General features: G+C 50.0%; 29 protein-coding genes. All 29 read left to right on the top strand.

The features are described 5' to 3' along the window. The first annotated feature begins 74 nt into the window (after nucleotides 1-74). The 29 genes from WMO26_RS12095 to WMO26_RS12235 all read left to right on the top strand — a co-directional run bounded on the left by WMO26_RS12095 (nucleotide 75) and on the right by WMO26_RS12235 (nucleotide 21,796). Nucleotides 75-1,061, top strand: a complete 987-nt coding sequence (locus WMO26_RS12095; RefSeq protein ID WP_349220737.1) for a YqaJ viral recombinase family nuclease — start codon at nucleotides 75-77, stop codon at nucleotides 1,059-1,061. After that, the gene (locus tag WMO26_RS12100) at nucleotides 1,061-1,954 is read left to right on the top strand and encodes a recombinase RecT (RefSeq protein ID WP_349220739.1); all 894 of its coding nucleotides are present in this window, start codon (nucleotides 1,061-1,063) and stop codon (nucleotides 1,952-1,954) included. The genes WMO26_RS12095 and WMO26_RS12100 overlap by 1 nt, the downstream gene beginning before the upstream one ends. 9 nt (nucleotides 1,955-1,963) lie before the next feature. Next, the gene (locus WMO26_RS12105; RefSeq protein WP_349220741.1) at nucleotides 1,964-2,353 is read left to right on the top strand and encodes a single-stranded DNA-binding protein; all 390 of its coding nucleotides are present in this window, start codon (nucleotides 1,964-1,966) and stop codon (nucleotides 2,351-2,353) included. Between the two features lie 144 nt (nucleotides 2,354-2,497). Continuing rightward, nucleotides 2,498-3,256, top strand: coding sequence for a hypothetical protein (locus WMO26_RS12110; protein ID WP_349220743.1), 759 nt, complete (start codon nucleotides 2,498-2,500; stop codon nucleotides 3,254-3,256). Next, on the top strand, nucleotides 3,192-4,019 hold the full coding sequence (locus tag WMO26_RS12115; RefSeq protein ID WP_349220745.1) for a hypothetical protein: 828 nt from the start codon (nucleotides 3,192-3,194) through the stop codon (nucleotides 4,017-4,019). Before WMO26_RS12110 ends, WMO26_RS12115 begins: the two co-directional genes overlap by 65 nt. 10 nt (nucleotides 4,020-4,029) lie before the next feature. Further along, complete coding sequence (locus WMO26_RS12120; RefSeq protein ID WP_349220747.1) at nucleotides 4,030-4,455, top strand: RusA family crossover junction endodeoxyribonuclease; 426 nt, start codon at nucleotides 4,030-4,032, stop codon at nucleotides 4,453-4,455. Nucleotides 4,456-4,502: 47 nt separating this feature from the next. Beyond that, complete coding sequence (locus tag WMO26_RS12125; protein WP_435431560.1) at nucleotides 4,503-4,658, top strand: helix-turn-helix domain-containing protein; 156 nt, start codon at nucleotides 4,503-4,505, stop codon at nucleotides 4,656-4,658. Between the two features lie 2 nt (nucleotides 4,659-4,660). Further along, nucleotides 4,661-5,182, top strand: a complete 522-nt coding sequence (locus WMO26_RS12130) for a hypothetical protein (RefSeq protein ID WP_349220749.1) — start codon at nucleotides 4,661-4,663, stop codon at nucleotides 5,180-5,182. Continuing rightward, entirely contained in the window at nucleotides 5,179-5,532 is a 354-nt protein-coding gene (locus WMO26_RS12135) for a nicotinamide mononucleotide transporter (RefSeq protein ID WP_349220750.1), read from the top strand. Before WMO26_RS12130 ends, WMO26_RS12135 begins: the two co-directional genes overlap by 4 nt. Further along, nucleotides 5,501-5,860: a hypothetical protein gene (locus WMO26_RS12140; protein WP_349220752.1), complete on the top strand. Its 360-nt coding sequence runs from the start codon at nucleotides 5,501-5,503 to the stop codon at nucleotides 5,858-5,860. Before WMO26_RS12135 ends, WMO26_RS12140 begins: the two co-directional genes overlap by 32 nt. Beyond that, on the top strand, nucleotides 5,832-6,047 hold the full coding sequence (locus WMO26_RS12145) for a hypothetical protein (RefSeq protein ID WP_349220754.1): 216 nt from the start codon (nucleotides 5,832-5,834) through the stop codon (nucleotides 6,045-6,047). The genes WMO26_RS12140 and WMO26_RS12145 overlap by 29 nt, the downstream gene beginning before the upstream one ends. Before the next feature lie 28 nt (nucleotides 6,048-6,075). Next, nucleotides 6,076-6,468, top strand: a complete 393-nt coding sequence (locus WMO26_RS12150; RefSeq protein WP_349220756.1) for a hypothetical protein — start codon at nucleotides 6,076-6,078, stop codon at nucleotides 6,466-6,468. Nucleotides 6,469-6,972: 504 nt separating this feature from the next. Further along, nucleotides 6,973-7,251 carry an HNH endonuclease gene (locus WMO26_RS12155; RefSeq protein ID WP_349220758.1) on the top strand — a complete coding sequence of 93 codons (279 nt, stop codon included), beginning with the start codon at nucleotides 6,973-6,975 and terminating at the stop codon, nucleotides 7,249-7,251. Between the two features lie 112 nt (nucleotides 7,252-7,363). After that, entirely contained in the window at nucleotides 7,364-7,669 is a 306-nt protein-coding gene (locus tag WMO26_RS12160) for a P27 family phage terminase small subunit (protein ID WP_349220759.1), read from the top strand. Continuing rightward, nucleotides 7,659-9,299, top strand: a complete 1,641-nt coding sequence (locus tag WMO26_RS12165; RefSeq protein WP_349220760.1) for a terminase TerL endonuclease subunit — start codon at nucleotides 7,659-7,661, stop codon at nucleotides 9,297-9,299. Before WMO26_RS12160 ends, WMO26_RS12165 begins: the two co-directional genes overlap by 11 nt. A 14-nt stretch (nucleotides 9,300-9,313) precedes the next feature. After that, a complete protein-coding gene (locus tag WMO26_RS12170; protein WP_349220762.1) occupies nucleotides 9,314-10,516 on the top strand; it encodes a phage portal protein in 1,203 nt (400 codons plus the stop codon). Further along, nucleotides 10,470-11,270 carry a head maturation protease, ClpP-related gene (locus WMO26_RS12175; protein ID WP_349220764.1) on the top strand — a complete coding sequence of 267 codons (801 nt, stop codon included), beginning with the start codon at nucleotides 10,470-10,472 and terminating at the stop codon, nucleotides 11,268-11,270. The genes WMO26_RS12170 and WMO26_RS12175 overlap by 47 nt, the downstream gene beginning before the upstream one ends. Beyond that, a complete protein-coding gene (locus tag WMO26_RS12180; RefSeq protein WP_349220766.1) occupies nucleotides 11,267-12,478 on the top strand; it encodes a phage major capsid protein in 1,212 nt (403 codons plus the stop codon). The genes WMO26_RS12175 and WMO26_RS12180 overlap by 4 nt, the downstream gene beginning before the upstream one ends. Nucleotides 12,479-12,493: 15 nt before the next feature. Continuing rightward, complete coding sequence (locus WMO26_RS12185) at nucleotides 12,494-12,793, top strand: hypothetical protein (protein ID WP_349220767.1); 300 nt, start codon at nucleotides 12,494-12,496, stop codon at nucleotides 12,791-12,793. After that, on the top strand, nucleotides 12,765-13,094 hold the full coding sequence (locus WMO26_RS12190; RefSeq protein ID WP_349220768.1) for a hypothetical protein: 330 nt from the start codon (nucleotides 12,765-12,767) through the stop codon (nucleotides 13,092-13,094). Before WMO26_RS12185 ends, WMO26_RS12190 begins: the two co-directional genes overlap by 29 nt. An 8-nt stretch (nucleotides 13,095-13,102) precedes the next feature. Further along, nucleotides 13,103-13,489: an HK97 gp10 family phage protein gene (locus WMO26_RS12195; protein WP_349220770.1), complete on the top strand. Its 387-nt coding sequence runs from the start codon at nucleotides 13,103-13,105 to the stop codon at nucleotides 13,487-13,489. Then, complete coding sequence (locus WMO26_RS12200) at nucleotides 13,479-13,802, top strand: hypothetical protein (protein WP_349220771.1); 324 nt, start codon at nucleotides 13,479-13,481, stop codon at nucleotides 13,800-13,802. Before WMO26_RS12195 ends, WMO26_RS12200 begins: the two co-directional genes overlap by 11 nt. Continuing rightward, nucleotides 13,799-14,641, top strand: coding sequence for a major tail protein (locus tag WMO26_RS12205; RefSeq protein ID WP_349220773.1), 843 nt, complete (start codon nucleotides 13,799-13,801; stop codon nucleotides 14,639-14,641). The genes WMO26_RS12200 and WMO26_RS12205 overlap by 4 nt, the downstream gene beginning before the upstream one ends. A gap of 15 nt (nucleotides 14,642-14,656) precedes the next feature. Continuing rightward, nucleotides 14,657-15,046 carry a hypothetical protein gene (locus WMO26_RS12210; RefSeq protein ID WP_349220775.1) on the top strand — a complete coding sequence of 130 codons (390 nt, stop codon included), beginning with the start codon at nucleotides 14,657-14,659 and terminating at the stop codon, nucleotides 15,044-15,046. 32 nt (nucleotides 15,047-15,078) lie between these two features. After that, nucleotides 15,079-15,354, top strand: coding sequence for a hypothetical protein (locus tag WMO26_RS12215; RefSeq protein ID WP_349220777.1), 276 nt, complete (start codon nucleotides 15,079-15,081; stop codon nucleotides 15,352-15,354). Between the two features lie 119 nt (nucleotides 15,355-15,473). Next, complete coding sequence (locus WMO26_RS12220) at nucleotides 15,474-17,936, top strand: phage tail protein (protein ID WP_349220779.1); 2,463 nt, start codon at nucleotides 15,474-15,476, stop codon at nucleotides 17,934-17,936. Nucleotides 17,937-17,949: 13 nt separating this feature from the next. Continuing rightward, nucleotides 17,950-18,330, top strand: a complete 381-nt coding sequence (locus tag WMO26_RS12225; protein WP_349220781.1) for a hypothetical protein — start codon at nucleotides 17,950-17,952, stop codon at nucleotides 18,328-18,330. A 4-nt stretch (nucleotides 18,331-18,334) separates the two neighbouring features. Next, nucleotides 18,335-20,089, top strand: coding sequence for a hypothetical protein (locus tag WMO26_RS12230; RefSeq protein ID WP_349220783.1), 1,755 nt, complete (start codon nucleotides 18,335-18,337; stop codon nucleotides 20,087-20,089). Continuing rightward, on the top strand, nucleotides 20,090-21,796 hold the full coding sequence (locus WMO26_RS12235; RefSeq protein WP_349220784.1) for an Ig-like domain-containing protein: 1,707 nt from the start codon (nucleotides 20,090-20,092) through the stop codon (nucleotides 21,794-21,796). The last annotated feature ends 144 nt before the right edge of the window (nucleotides 21,797-21,940 follow it).

The following is a 21,940-nucleotide window of genomic DNA, read 5'->3' on the forward strand; positions in this document are numbered from 1 at the left end:
GCGGCGGCAACCGCAATCGAGCGCAAAGGGAAATAAGCTACCGTTATTGTAAACCAGATTAGGAGGTTTGTCAAATGGGATTGATAAAACGGACATCAATTGTTGATATGAGCCGCGAGGATTGGTTGGCCGAACGCCGTAAAGCGATTGGAGGAAGCGACGCATCGGCCATCCTTGGCCTCAATCCATATACAACCCCATATACCTTGTGGGCGGACAAAACCGGCAGACTGCCGGATAAAGAGGATAACGAAGCCATGCGCCAGGGCCGAGACTTGGAACAATATGTGGTTGACCGGTTTTCAGAAGTCTCCAGGAGGCGGTGCCGCAGAGTGAACGCGATTCTAACCAATACGGATTACCCCTATTCGTCTGCGAATATCGACCGCGAAATAGTCGGGGAATCGGCAGGCCTGGAATGCAAGACTACCAGTGTTCTCAACCTCAAAAAGTTCCGTGATGGGGAATTCCCTGATACATATTATTGCCAGTGCGTCCACTACCTCGCCGTTACGCAATGGACGCGCTGGTATCTCGCGGTACTGGTACTGAACAAAGGATTTATGGTCTATCAGCTCACCAGGGCTGAAAACGACGAAAAACCGGACTGGTGTGAATCGTCGGTCTATGTCTCAGACGGTGAAATTCGCGCATTGATGGGGGCAGAATCCACATTTTGGACCCGATATGTGATTCCCGATATTCCTCCTCCCGCAGACGGTTTGAAACCCACATCTGAGACTATTTCGGCCTTATATCCCGTTGGCGGCGAAAAAGAAGTTATATCCCTGGATTGTGAAAACACGTTTCGCTCCTATGCTGCCCTAAAGCAACAGATTGCGGCATTGAAGGTTGAGCAGGAGAGGTGCGAGCAGGTTCTGAAAAAAGCAATGGGCGCTCACGAACGAGGGGAATGCGGGAAATTCACGGTGTCCTGGAAGCCTTCAGAGCGGCGCACCTTCGATCACAAGACGTTTGCAAAAGAACATCCGCAAGTGGATTTATCACCCTACTATAAACTATCTGTGTCTAGGAGATTTGAAGTAAAGGAGACGGCATAATGGGAAAGATTCAAAATGCACTGCAAGCAAACCGAACAGCGGAGCTGCAGACGGGAGACCCCGCATCAAAAAGCGTGACAGCCATTCTCAACAGCATGTTGGACAGCGAGGGATACCGAAAACGGTTTGACGAATTGCTGGGGCGCAGGGCTCCGCAGTTTGTTTCGAGTATTATTACCTTGGTCAATGCGGACAAAAACTTACAAAAGGCCTTTTACGAGGCTCCAGTTACTGTTATCCAATCCGCCCTAAAAGCGGCAACCTTCGACTTGCCCATTGATCCAAATTTGGGCTATGCCTATATCGTGCCATTCAATAATAGTGCGAAGCAACCGGACGGCAGTTGGAGCAAACGGATGGAAGCGGCCTTTATCCTTGGATACAAGGGTATGAACCAGCTCGCCCTGCGCACCGGCGCATACAAGACGATCAATGTCATTGATGTCCGAAAGGGCGAGCTTAAAAGTTATAACCGCTTGACGGAAGAAATTGACCTGGATTTCATCGAGGACGAGGACGAGCGTGAAAGCCTCCCGATCATTGGATGGGTTGGGTATTTTAAGCTTGTAAATGGCACAGAAAAGACCCTGTACATGACCAAAAAGCAAATCGAAGCTCACGAGCGCAAACATCGAAAAGGAAAAAACATGGGCAGAGGCTGGGTTGAGAACCCTGATGCCATGGCAGAAAAGACCGTATTCCGGCGGCTAATCGGAAAGTGGGGGTTGATGTCCATTGACTACCAGAAGGCAGACGCTACTACGTTGGCGGCCGCCGACGCCATTGCAAAGGGTCAGTTTGACGACGAAGATGCTCTTCCGGAAATTATCGTGGATGGAGACACCGGGGAAATCGTGGAACCCGGCGTAGAAAATCAGACCAAGCTCGTATAGGAGGGGCATATGCTTAACAACGCAACGCTTATGGGCCGGCTCACCGCCGACCCGGAACGGCGTCAAACTCCAAACAATATCCCAGTTGCCAGCTTTACCTTGGCGGTGGACCGCAATTATTCTTCCGGTGGCGAGCGGCAGACAGATTTCATCGGCATCACCGCGTGGCGGAAAACGGCAGAGTTCGTCTCCAATTACTTTCATAAGGGGATGCTGGCAGCAGTGCAGGGTTCCATCCAGACCCGCAGCTACACCGACAACCAAGGCATTAAGCGCAAGGCGTTTGAGATCGTGGCGGACCATGTGTATTTTGCCGAGCCCAAGCGGGACAGCAGCCCTTCTTATTCTCCGCCTGATGTGGGAGACTTTGAGGAGATTCCCGACGATATGCCTTTCTAGTTTGCATAAGGAGTGTGACTGCAATGGTTAAATTTAATATTGCAAAAGCTGACCTTAGGTACTTATTTGATGTTAGCAGCAAAGATACGAACGATTTCAGATTGGTAATGCCGACAAGAGTAACCAAAGCGCGGTGAAAAAATTATGCCGAACCGAATTATCAAGGAGAGCATATGCACAAGCGATTCCGTGGATCAATTGTCTTGGTTCGAGGAGGTCTTATTTTATCGTCTAATCGTCTCCTGTGACGATTATGGAAGGTTTGACGGGCGTCCTGCCATCATAAAGGGCAGGCTGTTCCCGCTAAAAAGTGTGACGGATAAGCAGATTGAGTCCGCCATTATCAAGTTATCGACGGCAGGTATTGCGAAGCTATATAGAGTAGACGGCAGACCGTACCTGCAATTGTGCGCTTGGGAGCGGCACCAGCAAATCCGGGCACAAAAAAGCAAGTTTCCGCCTCCCATTGAGAATGAGCCAGATGACAGTGATTGCAACGGATATCAATTGATATCAGATGATAGCAAATGTCCCCGCAATCCAATCCAATCCGAATCCAATACGAATACGAAATGCGATATATTGCCCGGAGCAAACGATGCTCCGGACCATCCGCCAGTCATTTCTTTTCTGCTGAACGATAAAACAGAATATCCCGTTTATCAAGATCAAATCGATAAATGGGGAAAGCTATATCCTGCTGTGGATATCATGCAGCAGTTACGTCACATGAAGGGGTGGTTAGACGCCAACCCGAAGCGCCGTAAAACAAAGGGCGGCATCCTGCGCTTTGTGACCAGTTGGCTGGCGAAGGAACAGGACAGAGGAGGCGGCAAGCATGGAGACGATAGAGCAAATTGCCAGAGCTCTGGGAATACCCGGAATTTTGGAACTTATGTCTGAGCCGGTAGACGAGACGCAGTATCTACGCCACAAGTGCGATGTGTATAACGCAAAATCGGGACGCCTCGCCGGGCTTGATTGCCCGATATGTAAGAATAAGGGAAATATTCTGGTTGTCGAAGGTGGCGAAGAAAGAATGCGGGAATGCTCCTGCATGGAAAAACGGCGCAGCCTGGCTAGAATTCAGGCGAGCGGGTTAGGATACATGCTGGAGTCCTGTCGGTTTGATACCTACCGGGCAGACGAATCGTGGCAGAAAATGTTCTTGTCAAAAGCCAAGGAATTTGTACTCGACCATGAAGGCAAATGGCTTTACATGGGCGGCCAGGTAGGCGCGGGGAAAACCCATCTGTGTACTGCCATTGTGGGCGAATTCATGCGTATGGGCTTAGGAGCCAGGTACATGCTTTGGCGCGACGAAGCAGCAAAACTCAAAGCTGTAGTCAATGATGACGTGGAATACAATCGCCTGATTCGCCCGTTAAAAACCACCCCTGTGCTATACATAGACGATTTTTTCAAAACGCAGCGCGGTGAAAACGGGAAACCGGCGTTTCCGACAGCCGGCGACGTCAATGTGGCATTTGAAATCATCAATTATCGATACAACAATCTGAATTTAATCACCATCATCTCAGGAGAATGGACCATCGATGAAATCCTGCGGATTGACGAAGCGGTAGGCAGCCGAATTTATCAGCGGACAAAGGAATACTGTCTGCAAATTGCCCCAGATCCACGGAAAAATTACAGGATGAGGTGACGGGGTGCGGGTGATTTTTACAATTCCAGGGCCCCCGAAGGGAAAAGCGCGGCCGCGAATTGTGCGCAACCATGGGAAAATCCACAGCTATACCCCGGATGCAACAGCCGCCTACGAAGAATTGGTTCGGATTAAATACCTGCAAGCTGAGGGCGGCGCAATCAAATTGCAAGGCCCAATCGAAATCTTAATATTTGCTGGATTTCCAATCCCAAAGAGCGCAAGCAAACGCAAACGGGAGCAGATGCTGCGCGGAGAAATTCTCCCCGCTAAAAAGCCAGACTGTGACAACATCTGCAAAATCATCTGCGACGCCCTAAACGGGATTGCTTACAGGGACGACGCGCAAATCGTCGAGGCTCACGTGCGCAAGGTGTATGTGGGCGGGTCCGGCGAAACCACGGTAACCCTGACGGAAATCGAGGAGGCACAATGATGGAGGCCTTACGACAACGATTAATCGGTTTACGCCAAAAAGAGGGCTTGCTACAACGGGATGTAGCCGATCAGCTGCACATTGACCGCAGTACATACAGCTATTACGAGCGCGGCAAAACAAACCCACCCCTGGATATCCTCATTAAGCTGGCGGATTATTTTGGGGTTACGACGGATTATTTGTTAGGACGGGAGGATTAAAAATGAATTGGAGCGAATACGAGGACGATGTGTTAAAAGCGGGATATGAGGCTCACCGAACCGCTTCAGAAATCGCCGCAACTTTGGGGAGGACATCGGGAGCGGTACGCGGTCGTGCTTCCGCGCTAGGGATCGCCAAGGCGAAATTATCAGAGCCGGAGGAATCCGGATTTGAGAATGAGGCTGTTTGCCAATATTGCGGGCAAATCTCAATGCCGGGCGAAGAATGCAATTGCCCGGAGGCTAAGCGGGAGCGCAGAATCAAGGATCAAATACTTAGGGCGAAAAATACCATACGGGAAGTTTTCGGCCAGGCTTGCCAGGATGAAGGATATAAACCCGTCTCGGCGGAAAACATCGAAATCATGGACGCCGCTGCGGTGCAAATCGCAAATTACAAGATGCACGCCGTTTCGCTTGTGCTTTCGAGCGGGACCCGCGCAAAGCTTACCAGAGGCGCAAAAGGGGTTATCAAAGTGGAGCGGTCAGAAACAAAAAAGACAACCTTGGAGGTGGGGGAATGAATTACATAGCATACGCCGTAACTGTGGCTTCCATCGTCGGCACGGTTGCAAACAGCTTTCAAAAACGGTGGTGCTTTTGGGTGTGGGGCTGCACGAATGCGTTTTGGTGCGTGTTCAACATTCTTTCCGGCAGTTATGCACAGGCGATTTTATACGCCTTTAATTTCGCAATGGCTGTTGTGGGCCTCGCGAAGTGGAGCAAAAAAGACGCAAGAATCCGACGGGCATTCAAAATAGCGATTAGAGCGGCGGCAGGTGTTCATAGCCCCTCTTTAGGAAGAGTAGTAAAAATATCGGATATATGGAAACAGCCGAATTATGAAAGGGTTGATATCAATGAGCGAAAATGAGCGAAAATATATAGCTTCGGTGGACGTTTCCACCGGCGGCGACTTATCGGCCGTATGCTTGGCGATAGAAAACGCGGCAAAAGAATTCGTGGTGCTTTTTGCCCGCGCTTTTTCAAAACCGGTTAAAGAAATATCGAATTTTCTTGACGCGGCATTTTTTGTACATCCGAACCGGCACGTTGCCCACCTTGCCGAATACGGACGTTCGGAGAGGGTTAGGAAAAAGAACTGTAAGCGTATTTTGAAATGGATTGAAATGGGGAGGAAACATGAAAGCTATAATAAAGCGGGAAATACCGTTGCAAGAACTCAAACGGTACGGCTTTAAAGACGAATACATGGTAATGTCACGTGAGGTAAAGCACCCTCTTTACCTGATCGTAGACAAGAAAACAAGAGAACTGGTGCTATTGTCACCGATGGGGCCTGCAGCCTATATGGAGGCGCACAAGGATAAGTTTTGGGATTTGATTACCGCCGGTTTTGTGCTGTTTCTTAAAGCCGAATATGATTGAGGATAATCGAATGAGAGGAAAAAGAGATTTGAAATTAAGCGACTACGGGATAACCGTACACATGTACCGCGAACTGCATGAGTTTTGCCTACAGTACAACGAGAAAAAAGCTAAGCTATATGATTGTTACTGTATCGGATCACCCAGTCTCACGGGGCAGCCGCGGGGGAGCGCAGACGGAAGCGTTACAAGCCGCAACGCGGAAAAAGCTATTATCTTGTCCGCAGATATCGCAATGATCGAGCAGGCGGCTGTGGAAGCGGGAAAGGAAGAATATCAAAACCTACTGAAAGCGGTGACCTGCGATTTACCGGGATATGTGATGCGCTTAAATTACGGCATGACATGGGGCGAAAATAAATTTCGAAATCAACGGAAACTGTTTTTTATTGATTTGGCAAAAAGAAAGGGATACATATGACAGGTAATTGTTTTGCGATAAAAGAGGGAAAGCGCCTGATCCTAAAAGTCACCAAATGTGAAGGTTGCAAATTTGGGAAAACGAAAGAGCAATTACAAGTAGAGCGGGAAAGGGCCGAAGCAAGACTAAAGCAAATCAGGTGACAAGGAATTTATTTAAAAATTTTTGACCACTGACGTTCTTGCAACGTACTTACATGCTAAATTGATACCAGTAAGATACGCAAGAGCATCACTCTTACTCCTCGCCGGCGTCGGGGCGGGCCAAGATGGACAATACTGACGCATGGCCTCCTTTCTTCTTCTCCCTTTTTTCATTTCTATGCCGCGCCGTCATCGGCGCGGCGCACATGCGGCATACAGATGACGACTGATAACGTCAAGCAGGTGCAACTCCTGCACGCCGCGCAACTCCTTTTTCTTCGGGCGCTCTGGATCACAGCAGAGCGCCCGACTCATAAGCAGGTGATGCGGTATAAATCCAGATGATCTTGAAAGATGGATATTGCAGCTCATAGCGGATGACAACATCCACGCCTTTTACGTCTCTCCTCTTTGGCTCAAAGTCAGCGCGGAGGTTTTAAAAGAGCAGCACTATGAGTGCCAGCGATGCAAAAAGCGAGGCAGGTACAAGAGAGCCAATACCGTTCATCACAACAAGCCAGTGCGTCAGTACCCAAGACTGGCACTCACAAAAGACCATTTGGAGGCCATATGCAAGGAGTGCCACTATGAGGAGCACCACGGACAGCCAAAAGGATTTGTAAATGAGGAGAGATGGTGACCCCCCGGGTCAAAAAAACGGAAATTTTCTGGGGATTGGAAGAACGGGGGGCAGGGTAGACTTTTCGTCGGACTCGCGCGCGCGAGGAATTTTGATGCGGGAGGGATAGGATTTGAAGAAAGCAGACGTTCGCAACTCGCTGATCAAGCAGCTTGAAGATAAGGGCGCAAATGTAAGCCACTTTGAGGACCTGGTAAACGATTACATGGATTTTTGGTCCATCAAAAGCAAGCTGCAAACAGACATCCGAAAGCGTGGAATCGTCTACGAAGACAAATCATCGGTCGGGATCGTTATGCAAAAAAACAACCCGTCGGTAAAAGAGCTTGTCAACGTCAATCGCCAAATGCTGTCCATCCTGCGCGAGCTGGGATTGAGCACGGATGAAATCGTCTGTAACGAGGACGATGAACTCTAATATCCAGGACTACATTGACCTGGTGCGCAGCGGGAAAACAGAAGTCTGCAAAGAACAAGTTTTGCTCTGTGAGTATGTGGAAAAATGTTTTTCTGCCGAACCTCTTCGCGTAGATGAAGAACAATTGAAGAAATACCTTGATCTGCAAAAATACTTTCCGTTCCAACTTTTTGAGTGGGAACGGTTTTGTTTTGCCCTGCACAACTGCGTGTACAAAGAAAACGGTCAATTGCGCTGGCCGGATTTGTTTATCCTGGTCGGGCGCGGCGCAGGGAAAAATGGGTATTTATCTTTTGAGGACTTTTGCCTCCTTACCCCGATCAACGGCGTTCGCAACTATCACATTGATATCTGCGCCAACAGTGAGGATCAGGCAAAAACCAGTTTTAACGATATATACGAAGTGCTGGAAGAGCACAAAACAAAACTCAAAAATCACTTTCGGTGGAACAAAGAAGAAATCCGGAATCTGAAAACCGGGTCCATCCTGAAATTTCGCACGTCGAACTTTAAAACCAAAGACGGCGGCCGGCCGGGCAAAGTGGACTTTGACGAATACCACCAGTACGAAAATTATAAGAGCATCGAGGTTTTTAAAACCGGCCTGGGAAAAAAAGCATTCCCGCGCACCACAGTAACCACCACAAACGGAAATGTCCGAGACGGCCCTCTCGATCATCTGATCGCCAGATCGGAACAAATCCTAAAGGGCGAAATCCCAGATAACGGCCTCCTCCCTTTTATCTGCCGTTTGGACGATAAGGAGGAAGTGCATCGGAAATCAGCCTGGGCGAAAGCAAATCCAAGTTTGCCATACAACCCTACTTTAATGGAAGAGATGGAGCGGGAGTATATAGATTACCTCCAAGACAACATCGGGAATGCATCTTTTATGACCAAACGTATGAATATACCGCAAGGAGATAAGGATGCAGAGGTCACAAGCTGGGAAAATATCTTAGCAACCAACCGACAAGTGCCGGATTTGGAGGGATACACCTGCGTTTTTGGGATCGACTACGCCAAAACCACCGACTTTGTGTCGGCGGGTCTTTTGTTTGATGTAGAAGATATTCATTACTGGCTTTCGCACACTTGGGTTTGCCGCGCTTGCAATGATTTGAGCCGTATCAAATTTCCTTTGGAAGATGCAGCGGCGCGGGGCCTCCTCACTTTTGTGGAGGATGTGGAGATCAATCCAGACATCCCGGCCGCGTGGATCATGGAGCAATCCCAAAAATACAACATCATCGCAGGAGCAATGGACAGCTACCGGTATACCCTGTTAAGCAAATCCCTCCGTGCAGCGGGCTTTGACGCCGACCGGAAGGGGCGAAATAACATCAAACTGGTGCGACCGTCCGACGAAATGCTGATCGCTCCCACCATCACGCATTTGTTTCAGCTCCACAAAATCGTGTGGGGCGACAATCCACTCATGCGGTGGTTTACCAACAACAGCAAAATGGTCATGTCGCCGGCGGGCAATATCACCTATGGAAAAATTGAGCCGAAGTCCAGAAAGACGGACGGCTTTAAAGCATACGTTGCGGCAGAAACCATTTCGGACAAGCTGATCGGATACGGAGCACCGATCAGTGGTATCGACCTTGGGGTTTGGACCTATTAAGGGAGTGTGATCGATTGAGCTTTAAAAATTGGCTCAAAAGCTTTTTGACGGGAGAAAAAACCGTCGAGATATCCACAAAGGACATTGAGGCGTTTATCGACAAAGAAGAATTAAAAACGCTCTCGATAGAGGAATTCGCTATCCATTCAGCCATCAACATGATTGCAGGCGCGGTGAGCAAATGCGAGTTTCGCACGTTTCTGCGCGAAAAGGAAGTCCAGGCGGAGGAATATTACCTATGGAATTACGAACCGAACGTCAACCAAAATTCCACGCAGTTTATTCAGGAGCTTGTTTCCCGCCTACTTTACGCGAATGAATGCTTGGTTGTGGAGGCGAGCGGACAGCTGATTATCGCGGAGGGCTTTTCGAAGCAGGAATTTGCTTTACGGGATACGGTATTTTCCAACGTCTCGCGGGGAACCTTGACGTTCCAGCGCCCGTTTTACATGTCGGAGGTCTTATATTTCCGACTAAACAACAAAAATATCAAGGTGTTACTGTCAAACCTATGTCAAGGATACAACGCCATCATTGACAAGGCGATCCAAAAGTACGAAAAATCAGGAGGCAGGAAAGGCACATTAGAAATCAGTTCGCTGGCCAGAGGCGACAAACAGTTTGCCGAAACGTTCGAAAAACTGATGAACGAGCGATTTCGGAAGTATTTTGAGGCGGAAAACGCGGTACTGCCGCTTTTTGACGGCTACACCTACAATGAGCAGCCAGGGGAGCAAGGGAAAAAGACCACCGGCGAAGTCAGCGACATCAAAGGACTGACGGCGGAAATCTACGACCGAGTGGCACAAGCGTTTCGCATCCCGCCCGCGCTCCTGAAAGGTGACATCGCGGACATCGAAAAAATCACCGACAATTTCCTCACATTTTGCATTGATCCGCTCTGCGACATGATCGCGGAGGAGATTACCCGTAAACGGTATGGATACAATGGGTTCCGAGCGGGAAATTATGCCGACATCGATACCACCTGCATCAAGCATATTGATATTTTTGGCGTGGCCGCCAATGTAGACAAACTGATTGCCAGCGGCATGTACAGCATCGACGAGCTACGCAGAAAGCTCCGTGATACCCAACTTGGGACGGAGCATTCAAAAAAGCATTGGATCACCAAGAACTACGAATCACTGGAAGGGGGTGAAACGAAAAATGGGAATGTGGGAAATCAAACAAGCGACGCAGCCGAAAACAATTAACCTGTACATTTACAGCGATGTGGAGGCGGATTCTGCCGACTGGTATACCGGAGAGATAGTGGAAAGCCAAACGTCCGCCAATCATTTCCGCCAAGCTCTGGAAGAAGCAGGACAGCTTGATGAAATCAACGTATACATAAACTCACGCGGCGGATCGGTGATGGAGGGCGTTGCTATTTACAATCAGTTAAAGCGGCACCCTGCGCACAAGACGGTATACATCGATGGATTTGCCTGCTCGGTCGCGAGCGTCATCGCCATGGCGGGGGACCGGGTAATCATGCCAAGAAACACCACCATGATGATCCATAATCCCTGGTCGGTGGTAGCGGGAAATGCAAAGGAATTGCGCAAGGCGGCGGATGATCTGGACGTGCTTAGCGAGTCGTCCAGGCAAGCATATCTGCTCAAATCCGGTGGAAAACTCGACGAAATTCATCTTGCCGAAATGATGGATGCGGAAACCTACTTGACCGCCGCGCAATGCGTCGAATATGGCCTTGCCGACGAATTCGCGGAAAAGGAAGCGGACATCGAGGCGGCAAGGCAGATGCTTCGCAAGGCCAAGCAATCCGCCATAAACCAAAAAGCGCAGGTGGCGGTTCTTCAGGCCGAGGCGGAGAAGCCCGCACCAGAGGGAAAGCAACAGCCGAAAAAACCGCAGAAGCAAGAGCTTGCAGCCGATGGGGCAATCAAGCTCCTGTCTGCATATATGAATTCATTTAAAATCAAAATTATGGAGGTATCAGATTGAGAAGCAAAGATTTGATCACCCAGGAAAAAACGGAACTTTTGCAGAGGCTGACCGGAGCCATGCAAAGCGGCGATGAAACCGCCATGGCAACTGCGTTTTCCGATTTCGCGGAATCGGTGCAAAGATCGGTTGTGGAAGAAGCCAGGGAACTGGCGCAGGTGGTGGACGCCAATGTTTTGGCCGCCAGAGGCGTGAGGCAGCTCACCAGCGATGAGCGGGAATTTTACCAGGGCATTGTAAAGGCATCCCGAAGCGGTAACCCCAAGCAGGCGTTGGTTGACATCGACAAAGCCATGCCGCAGACGATCATCGACACCGTCATTGACGACATCAAGGCAAATCACCCGTTGTTGGATGCCGTTGACTTTGTCAACACCAACGGAGCAATCCGGATGATCCTCAACGCGGACGACGTGGACCTTGCGACCTGGGATGCCCTCAACACCGCGATTTCCAAAGAACTGGCCGGGAAGATCGAACTGATCGATGTGTCCTTTGCCAAGCTCTCCGCTTATATCCCGGTTGCCAAGGACATGCTGGACTTAGGTCCTGCATGGCTTGATAACTACGTACGCCTGATCTTGGCCGAAGCCCTGGCCGCCGGCCTGGAAAACGGCATCGTAAACGGCACGGGCAAGAATCAGCCCATCGGCATGACCAAAGACCTTGACGGCAGCGTGACCCAGGGCGTTTATCCGGACAAAACCAAAGTGACACTGAGCTCTTTGGATCCCGTGGAGTATTGCGGCGTCATTGCGCCGCTTGCAAATAAGCCCAACGGCGGTTATCGAGCTGTCCCGGAGGTAATGCTTTTGGTCAACCCCGTCGATTACATCCAAAAGGTTTTACCGGCCACCACGGTTCGCGCCGCAGACGGGACCTACAAAAACAACATTTTCCCTTATCCGACCCGTGTGATCCAAACCTCTGCCCTCACCTCCGGCAACGCCGTAATCGGCCTGGTCAACAAGTATTTTATGGGCGTCGGCGCCGGGAAGAGCGGAACGCTCGAATATTCGGACGAATATCAGTTTTTGGAGGATACCCGCGTCTATCTGACTAAGCTTCACGGCAACGGCCGCCCCAAGGATAACAACTCCTTTATCTATCTCGACATTTCCGGCCTCAAACCGGCGAATCTCAAAGTCGAGGTAACCAATACCGCCGAGAAGCCGGTCAATACCAAAGAGGTTTCGGCTGCATCGTAAAAAGGGGAATGAACCATGGACCGGCTCTTAAATGAGGTGAAAAACTATCTGGATATCACCATATCCGACGAAGCTACGGACCAAAAGGTCAACGGCATGATCGAGCGGGGGAAAAATTATCTTTGCGGTTTGGCGGGGTGCAGTTTAGACTTTAACGCCCCGTCGCAGCCGAAAGCTTTGTTGCTTGATTATTGCCGTTACGCCAGGTCTAACGCCTTGGAGATGTTTGCGGTTAATTTTCGGTCGGAACTGATCGGCCTGAAAATACAAAAAGAGGTGGACGCTTATGCAAATTCAAGCACCTGTCCGCTTTGAGACGTTTAACGACGGGTTATGTGATATTTACGGGGCGGAGCAATCCGCCCCAAAGTTTTGCAGAATCCGGTACGGACACCGCACTCTTGGCGCGAACCGGTATTACATCGCTGCCCAGGCGGAAATCGAGCTGCACTCCGTCATCCGAATCCTGCAAAACCGCATGATTGATCCGCATGACTGCGCCATGATTGACGGCGTGACTTATGACATCGAGCAGGTGCAGCATATCGACGACACCAACCCGCCGGTGACCGACCTGACTCTCCGGGAGTTAAGTATGCATGTGGAGGGGATATGAGCAAGACTGTGGATATTGCGGGCATTTCGGCGGAAATATCCGCCGCGCTTAGAGGCTATTCCAGCCGCGTGAGGGACCGCACCAAAAGAAACGTGGATGCGGTGAGTGAGGAATTGGTTGAAAATCTCAAGCGGGATAGTCCGGTAGGTTCCAGAGCCAAAAAGAAATACCGGGACGGATGGGCCAAAAAAGAAGCTTTTGAAAATGCAAACGTGAAACGGGTTACCGTTTACAACAAGACAAACGGCTATCTTACAAGCTTCCTGGAAAACGGCCATAAAATAGCCCGACGCGGCGGGAGAACAAGGGCGCAGCCGCACATACGCACGAACGAGTTGAAGGCCATCAAAGATTTAGAAAGACGTACCGAACAGGCGGTGAAAAATGAAGCTTGACGAAATCGGAGAAATGCTGAAAGAGGCAAACATCCCGGTTGCATACAGCCATTTCGCCAAAACACAGCCTCCCCCCTTTCTCGTTTATTACGACAAGGAGGAGCAGGTCATAACAGCGGACAGCATTGTGATCTATAAGGTCTTGAGTATTACTGTGGAGCTTTACACCACAACAAAAAATGAAGCGTTTGAAGAAAGAATAGAAAACCTTTTATCCGATCATCGCTTAGGGTTTTCGAAATATGCATCCTGGATCAACGACGCGAAAGTATATCAAACCATATATGAATTTGACACGGAGGTGTTCTTTTGAAAAAATCACTTGCAAAAGTCGGGTATTTCCAGCACCTGACGGACGGCGCGGGAAACGTGACGTATGGACCCATTCGGCAACTGGAAAGCAAGCTTTCCGGCGGTCGAGAGTATTCGGCAGAACCGCAGGGAGATCCCGTAACCGTTTATGCGGACAGCCAGATTGTTTACTCGGAAGAAACCAATAACGGCTATACCATTACCCTCACCCTGATCGACTTGATTGACGATGTGGCAAAAAACTGGCTTGGGAATACGGTGGACGATGCCACCGGCGCTATGGCAGAATATGCGGACATCGGCGAACGTCCTCATTTTGGCTTGGTTTTGGCAGACTACACCACGGACGGTGCGGGCAAAATCACCTATTTTTACAACTGCTATGTATCCAAGCGCCCGACTAAGGCGGGAAAAACGTCGGAGGACACGTTTGAGCCTCAATATACAGAGTTTGAGATCACCGCAAAACCCAGAGAATCCGACCATTTGGTCTGCTACGAAACTCGCGGGTACGAAATCCCGTCCGTCGTCGTTGACCCGGGCAACCCGACCCCCGAAATCGGAGAGCTTACCGTAACGACCGAAGCAGGCACCGCGACGGGAAAAATGAAAGTCTATGTAACTCCCGGACTTGGTGTCAATACTTCTTATCGGTACAAGATCGCCGCATCCGTGTCCGCGCCTGCGCTTGATGAAGTGATTTCCGCCGACTACATCATGTGGGACGGGATTTCGGAAATCGCGGTATCCGGCAGCGGTAGCAAAATCCTACTGGTGGAAGTTGACCGGCAGAACAAAGCGAAGAAAGCAGGCATCACCGCCTGTAACCCCAAAGCGTAAGGAGGACAAGAATAAATGGAAAAGTCGGTTATGATTGACGGCCGCCCGGTGCGCTTTCGCGCCACCGGAGGCACTCTGTACCGGTATAAGGCGCAGTTTGGGCGGGAGTTTCTCGCAGACATAAGCGGAATCTATGAGTTTCGCGAAGGGGAAGCAAAAAAAGCGGCCGGCCTCATAAAAGATGGCGGGGACGAATCAGCCTTGCAAAGCGTTTTTAACCTGGAAAAATTCAAGCTCGAAACAATTTATGACATCCTGTGGACGCTTGCAAAAACGGCAGATCCCTCCATTCCACCGCCCGTCGACTGGCTTGACGGCTTCGAAAAATTCCCTGTGCTCCAAATCTTTGCGGAGGTACAAGATTTGATCGTGGCAAATCTCAAAGTCGACTCAAAAAACGGATAAGCGGCGGTAGCTCGACAGGCGACGGCTCTCTCATGACTACAGAGGAGCTTGTCGCCTGTATGGTTTTGCGCGGGTTAACCGTCGCGGACATGGATCAATTTACAATCGGGATGCTCCTCAACTACGCTTACGCTCATAACCGTATCCAGAGGATTGCAAACGGTGAGAGTGTACCGGATACCGATGCGAGATATAAGCAGCTTAAATCAATCGCGCCCATTATCGAGGAGAAGTACAAAGCAGGCCAAATATCAAAAGAAAAATATGACGAATACCGAAAGTCAATCGAAAGATATGGGGGTGAGTAACAACGGCAGGTAAAATTCAGGGTATCACGGTTAGTATCGGAGGAGATACAACCGGACTCGACAAAGCGCTGAAGGACATCAACAAATCCAGCCGAAACCTCCAATCCGAGCTGCGGCAGGTGGATCGACTTTTAAAATTAGACCCGGGAAACACGGTGCTTGTTTCGCAAAAGCAGCAAATTTTGCAGGATGTCGTGGAGAAAACCACAAAAAAACTCGAAGCCCTAGAGCAAGCGCAAGACGAAGTTAATAAAAAATTTGAAGAAGGCTCTATCGATGCCGGTCAGTATCGTGAATTTCAGCGCGAGGTGGAAAAGACAAAAAAGAGCCTGGCTGATGCTGCAGATCAACTCGAAGAACTAAAAAAGGAAAGCAAGTCCGCCGGTAGAGAAGTAGATGACCTGGGGGATGGATTTAAGGGCTCTGCGTCCCAGGCGAAAAAATTCGGGACGTCTGCGGATTCGGCGGCAAAGGATATCAAATCCGCCGGCAAAGAGAGCGGGACCGCAGGATCAAAAATCGAGAAAGCCGGAAAGCAGGCAAAAAGTTCGGGAGACGATGCAAAGAAGGGCAGTAAAGGCTGGTCATCGTTCCAATCCGGGCTAGAAAAGGTTGGCTCGTTTGCTGCGAAATCGCTCGCAGCTTTAAGCGCTAGTGCGGTTGCGGCAACCACCGGGACGCAAGAATTGCGAATGGACCTTTCGAAATTAGAGCAAAATGCGACCGACGCGGGACAAAGCGTCGACGGAGCAAATGCACACCTCCGCGATTTGTATGCGATTACAGGCGAGACAGACAGCAGCATTGAGGCTCTCTCAAATTTGATGCAGGCGGGATTTACCGACAACAACCTCACCACTGCTGTCGAGGCTCTTTCCGGCGCAATCATAAAATTCCCAGACACTTTAAAAATCGAAAGCCTTTCGGACAGCCTGCAAGAAACCCTAGCGACAGGAGAGGCGACCGGACAGTTTGCAGAGCTTTTGGAGCGATTGGGCCTCAATTTGGATGATTTCAATGCAGGGCTTTCGCGGTGTACGACCGGGACGGAAAAACAGCAATATGCTCTTGACATCTTAGCAAAAACAGGGCTTGCGGATGTAAATAGTGCATATCGAGATACAAACGAGTCGCTAATCGGGATTAATAACGCTCAATTTGATATGCAGGAGAGTCTGGCCGAAATAGGGGGAAAGCTCGCGCCTACAGTAGCTAAAGTGATGAAGGGAGTTTCGGAGGCGGCCGATTTTTTGGCAGAGAACTTCGACGTTCTAGCACCCATTATTGCAGGTGTAGCGACCGCTTTAGCAACCGCTACGGTAGCGCAATGGGCGATGAATGCCGCTATGTATGCAAATCCGGCCGTTCTTATCATCGGTCTGATCTTGGGTCTGATTGCGGCTCTAGTTGCTTTAATTGCCTCTAATGAGGATTTTAGAAATAGCTGGAATGACATGTGGGGACAAGTAGGAAAATTCTTTCAAGACGTTTGGAATAACATATGCAATTTCTTCACGGTAACAATACCAGAGGCGTGGAACTCTGTTGTGGAGTTCTTTTCTGGCATCCCCGAGTGGTGGAATGGCATTTGGAGCCAAGTGGGGCAATTTTTCCAGGATTGTTGGAATAACATTGTCGCCTTTTTTACCGAGACCATCCCCTCGTGGATCAATTCGATTGGAGAGTGGTTTGCATCCTTGCCGCAAAAAATCGGCTATGCATTAGGCCAGGCGGTGGGATCGGTCGCAAAATTCGGCCAAGACTTATGGAATTGGGTCACGACCGAAATCCCTAAGTTTTTCGGCGAAATCGGTCGATGGTTTTCCGAACTCCCTGGAAACATCGCCAATTGGTTTACCGATGCTGTGAACAACGTCGGTAAATTCGGTCAAGACCTGTGGAATTGGGTCACAACCGAAATTCCGAAGTTTTTCGGCGAAATTGGCCGGTGGTTTTCCGAATTACCTGGGAACATTTGGAACTGGTTGACCGAAGCAGTAAACAATGTGATCAATTGGGGTAAGGACCTGATTGATCAAGGATGCAAGGCTGCACAGGATTTTTTTAACGGCATCGTAGATACCATCAAGGGGTTACCGGACAAAATATATCAAATCGGAGAGGATATTGTAAAAGGCATTTGGAACGGTATCAAGAGCATGGGAGACTGGCTTTGGCAGCAAATCAGCGGATTTTGCGATGGATTTGTCCAAGGATTTAAGGATGCATTTGGTATCCACTCTCCGTCAACCATCATGCGCGATGCCGTGGGTAAGTTTCTCGCGCTTGGCGTCGGAGAAGGGTTTGAGCGCGAAATGAAAAACGTGTCCAGGGATATGGCGGCGGCTGTGCCAACCACCTTTGACGCGCAAGTGGACAGCGTGTCCCGTAACAGCAATAACGCCATCCTGTCTGGCGATATTGTCAACGCCATTGCAGACGGCTTCGGCAGCCTATCCACTCCCAAGCAACCGGTGATCGTGCAATTTTCTGTGAGCGGGAAAAACTTGATCGAGGCGACGTTTGATGACTTTGCAGAGGTCATCAAACGGAAAGGCTATCGCCTGGTGCCGGTAAACTAAGGGGTGAACGTATTTGATCAATCGAGATATAGACCTACTCGTGATGGATGGGCTCAAAGTTTTACATATCTCCGATTATGACGCGCAAAAGCGTCCGGAGGTCAAGACGATTACCACGCCAAGCGGTCGAGTTATAACAAAATATGGGTACGAAAAGTATTACATAAACGTGACGGTGGAATCCATGTCGCGGGAAGAAAAAAATGCACTATACGCTGTGTTGAAAAAACGTGGATCAGTGTACTGCGCTTTTTTTGATTGCGATACCTCGGAAACCGGCTACGGTAATTTTACTGTGACATCCTTTAGCGTCCCCAAAATTGCGATTTCGTCTCACGGCAAGCAGTATTTTGACAATATTTCGTTCGCCCTGGCCGAATCGACAGGGCGGTGATTATATGGTAACGACAACGCAAGCCTATCAAGCTGCCATTGCAGCAGACACGGAGCGAGTCGTTCCGCGTCTTTTGTTTGATTTTGCGGACCCAAACCTAAAAGCCGGAAACATCACTGTCACAGCATCATTTGATACGGATTCCAGGCCGGAGCAGGTTTGCGACCTATCCGACCTTCCGGCGATACGCTTTGCGAGCTTTGAGGGGAGGGGGTTCCCACTCGACGGCAGCGTCCGGATTTTTGATGCATCTGACGATGCACGCATCGGCATATGTAGCGAGGATGTATCCTCTGACGGGGGGAACCTTACATACAATGTGACTTTGCAAGTGGACCGGACAATATCAAGCGCCGGCATTACCATTTGGTTTGATACAGCGGGACATGATGGGGCGGATAGTTTTGTCGTTGCGTTTTACAACGGCGATAAGGTTGTCAAAACGTTATCTGCATCCAATTATGAGGCGGAGGTCTACGCCTCTGCGCAGCCGATTGATAACTATGACCGGGTGTTGATCGGCATAACGAGATGGCAGACCCCGCACCGTAAAGTTAAGGTCACTCGTGTGATGTTTGGTACATCGGAGGATTTCGGAGGCGATAAGCTTATAAGCCTCAACGCCAAAGAGCAAATCAATGTGTTTGAGAGTAACTTATCAATCTCCGAAATCACGGCGAAATTTGAGAATTCAGACGGACGGTTTAACCCGTTCGCGGGGAATTCTCAATCCCGTTACCTGCGCCAAAGGATCAAAATGCGCCCGCAGCTGGGGCTACTTTTGCCATCCGGCGCCACCGAATACATAGACCTGGGATATTACGACCTGTATCAATACCCCACGTCCAGTGAGGAGGACACGGCGAGCTTTGTCCTACGATCTCCCTTGCAGTATATGAGCGGCACCTATCATCCGGACTCCTACGAGCCAATTTCCGCCGGCGCTCTGGCCGAAAAAGTATTTGCCGCAGCCGGTATAAGCGACTATGAGATTGATGCGGGATACTATGGCGTGCTTGTAAACCAGTATGTAACTGGTGATCACCAGCTTAACGTTATGCTGCAATGGACCGCGAATGCAGTAGGCGGATATGTGGATGTGGACAAATGTACTGGCAAAATCCTACTCAAAACGCTTGACTTGTCGTCTGCGCCAGCAATTACCCTCGACGATGACAACACCACCGAGCGGCCGGGGCTTACGCAATTAAGCTTGCCAAGCGGGGTGGAAATCCCCTATTACACGATCGCAATAGAGACAGATGTGGCGGAGCTGATAAAAGAAACGGTCGCGCCGAACGGACGGGAAGAATACTGGATCACTTACGACCCCGCAATCGAGGTATCCATCGCCGTAAACGGCGGGTCATTGGTATCCAGCTCCGTCTTTTTGGCAACCGCAAAAGTAACTGTGGAGTCGACCGGAGAGGCGGAAATAACCATTACCGGAAGGAAACTCAAACAAAACAAGGCGGTTTACAAATATGAAAATCCGAATAAGGCGGACAACGATCTTTCGCCCGAAATACTGGATAATCAATTGATTGCGGACCGCACACAAGCGCAGGTGGTGGCGGAGCTCTATTTTGCGTGGCTTTCTAAGCGAGTTTCGGCGCAAGTCAAATGGCGCGGAGACATGAGCATCCGAGCCGGCGATATGGCGGAAATTCCGGAAGGCAAGGGGCTAATCGTATCAAATGAGATTACGTATGACAACGGATATCTAAGCCAAACGACCACATTGAGGGCGGGTGAATAAATGATTTTAGGATATGCGCCGCAGATCGGAGATTTTCGCTACATGCAGTGGCGTGCCTATCCATACGATACGCAAATGCAATACCGGACCTATACGCCTGGCAGGCGAATATTGGTCACGTCCATCCATTTTTACTGTGCCGCTCACGCAGGATACCAAACCCCTCTATACGTGGCGGGTGCCGTGTGGGACGCAAATAGCGGCGAGGTGCTAATCCGTGGGAGTATGCAGGCGGTTGCAACCGGTAGCGGGGGGCCGCGCGGTCAATACTGGATCACCGATAACGCCCGCGGAATCATTGAGGCAAACCGGCATATTGGGATCGGGTGGGCAAAAGGACAGGCAAACAACGCGGCGGCAGAATGGTCCGTTGTGCAGACTGGCGCAACCTACTGGCAGGATATCCCGGTCCGCAGCGACGATTTCCCAACCACCTTTTCGCCCGGTGGCACCCGCGCGGAATCCATCGGCGCATATGTGGAGTACGTCTATCCACTGGACAGCATAAGTGTGCCGGCAATTACGTTGTCCGTTGGAGAGGCGAGACCGGCGCCAGTATCAATATCGCCAGGCGACGCAACTTACACACTGCAATATGAGTCTACCAACCCCAACATATTTACGGTGGACGGCAGCGGCAATCTTCGCGCGGTGAGTCCTGGTACTGCTGTGCTTAATGTGTATGACACCTTTGGGAGCGGAGTATCTGCATCAGCCACGGTAACCGTTCGCACGCCGGTGACAGGTGTGGAGATCAACAAGCACACCTTGGACTTAGACGAGGGCCAGCAAGAGCTACTCGCGTGCGAAATCTACCCACTGGACGCCTCGGACAAAAGCGGGACGTGGGCATCGAGCAATCCGGCCGTTGCAACCTGCAATGCGGGCGGCTTGGTATCCGCCGTATCAAAAGGTAGCGCTATTGTATCAGTTACCACTACAGACGGTGGTTACCGAGATGAATGCGCCGTAACGGTACGCCGCAGAGTCACAGGCATATCGGTATCCCCACAAAGCTTTAACTTGGACTCAGGCGATACCCAACAACTGATTGCAACTATTACGCCCGAGGGAGCGAGTAACACGGCGGTTACATGGTCGTCAAGCGACCCGGAAGTTGCGGAGGTATCGCAAACCGGCCTTATTACCGCCGTCAGCTACGGCAGCGCAGAGATTACGGCAAAAACCGAAGATGGAGAATACAAAGCGGTTGCAGTGATTACCGTAAACGGGGAGCCTGTTTGGTACGATATGACTCCATTTACGGCGCGCGATTTTTTGGAGTATTACCACGTGGAGCAGGTACACAGTAATTTGCGCCTGATCAGGCAATACATGGTGTGGGATGGGGCGAGCGTGCCGACGCTTACACCGGTGGGCACATCGAATGGTTATGCAACTCTGAAATCTCAGGTTAAAAACATCTTAAATACCGTCGAGCAAAACATCGACTTACTGCACGATTATATTAATTGGATTGATCCATATTACGGCGCACCCGTGGCGTGGGACCGTATAGCGCCCGAATATGACGATATCAACCGATGGTTGTTAATTTGTAGCCACCTACGCAGCACCTTGCTTATGTATGAGGCTATGGATTATTACTTGGGCGACAATACAGGCGCCTATATCGTTGACAGTACAGGAGCGAAAATCCTGGTGAAAGGGGACTACTTAAATGGCGGAAACCGTAAAACAAATTAGTTATACGGCGGAAGAGCTAGACAAACATATCCGTGACACTTATAACGAAAACCTACTTCTGGACAGTCACTTCCGGCTGTGGGACGAGGGCACATCCTTTTCCGGGGCATATACCTCCGGCGGGTACACGGCTACCCTTTGGTG

This window comes from Solibaculum intestinale, from assembly GCF_040096205.1.
GTDB lineage: Bacteria > Bacillota > Clostridia > Oscillospirales > Acutalibacteraceae > Solibaculum_A > Solibaculum_A intestinale.